Annotated in this window: 1 protein-coding gene; it reads left to right on the top strand. The window is 68.1% G+C overall.

Going from position 1 to position 1,142, the window contains the following annotated elements:
* The first annotated feature begins 275 nt into the window (after positions 1–275).
* Positions 276–1,043, top strand: a complete 768-nt coding sequence (locus OSH07_RS24325) for an inositol monophosphatase family protein (RefSeq protein WP_266341305.1) — start codon at positions 276–278, stop codon at positions 1,041–1,043.
* Positions 1,044–1,142 lie beyond the last annotated feature (99 nt).

Genomic DNA, 1,142 nt, shown 5'->3' with positions numbered 1-1,142 from the left:
AGAACGGCGGCGCGGACGAGCTCTCGAAATTGCTCACGGGCTGAGAGATCTGCCTCCCCTTCCGCGAAGAGCCCGGCCGCGCGCCGCTCTCCTTTTGGCAAAATCTCCCGTTGCCCGGATGTAGAAACGATGAGACGGCGATGGCCCGCCGGATCGAGCGGCGCGGGAGATCGCGACTGGCCCGCACCGACAGCGCCTTCCTTCCGTACGTGCGGCTTGACAGCGGCGGCGTTCGGTCGCAATCCGGGCGCGGCAAAACGGGGGCAGCGAGCGACATGCGGGAAGAACTCATCGGCCTGGCCGAGGCGGCCGGGCGCATCGGCGCGCGCTACTTCCGCAGTGGCGCTCTTGCGGCCGGCGTCGAGGAAAAGGGGCATCTCGATCTCGTCACCCGCGCCGACAAGGAGGTCGAGGCCTTCCTGCAGGAAGAGCTGCAAAAGCTCTATCCGGCGGACGGGATCTGCGGCGAGGAGGGCGCGAGCCTTCGCGCGGATGCGGACCGGCAATGGGTGATCGATCCGATCGACGGCACCTTCAATTTTGTCCGCGGCTTGCCGGACTGGGCGGTGTCGATCGGGCTTCATGCCGGCGGCGTGCCGGTGTTCGGCGTCATCCACGCGCCGATTCGCGGCGAGACGGTGTCGGGCGGACGCGATCTCGAGGTGCTGCTGAACGGCGTGAAACTGCCGCCTTTGCCGCCGCTCGACCGTCGCCGCGGCGTCGTCGCGGTCGGCTTCAGCGCCGACACGCCGGTCGAGCGCGAACTGGCGGCGCTGCGCTTCATCCGCAGCGAGCTCGACATGACCTATCGGCATTGCGGCTCGACGGCGGCTGCATTTTTGATGCTGGCGGCGGGCCAGGTCGATGCGAGCCTCGGCTTCGGCGTCTGCAGCTGGGACGTGATGGGCGGATTGCCGGTGGTCGAACGGCTCGGTGGCGTGGCGACGATCGACTGGAAGGCGATCGGACTGCGGCAGAAACTCGATTATCTCGCCGGCTCGACCGAGCTGGTCGAACGGGCTCGGCCGATCCTCGATTTGTGATCGGCGCGAAGGGCGCGGCGCTTTCCGGGATATGTCGGGCGGATCCTTGCGTGGCGGCGCAAAAAGAGGCTTGCCGGGAGGCGGGGGAGGGGGCTTGCT

Origin of the sequence: Kaistia nematophila (assembly GCF_026343855.1) — a bacterium.
GTDB classification, from domain to species: domain Bacteria; phylum Pseudomonadota; class Alphaproteobacteria; order Rhizobiales; family Kaistiaceae; genus Kaistia; species Kaistia nematophila.
This window is presented reverse-complemented; position numbering and strand designations above follow the sequence as displayed.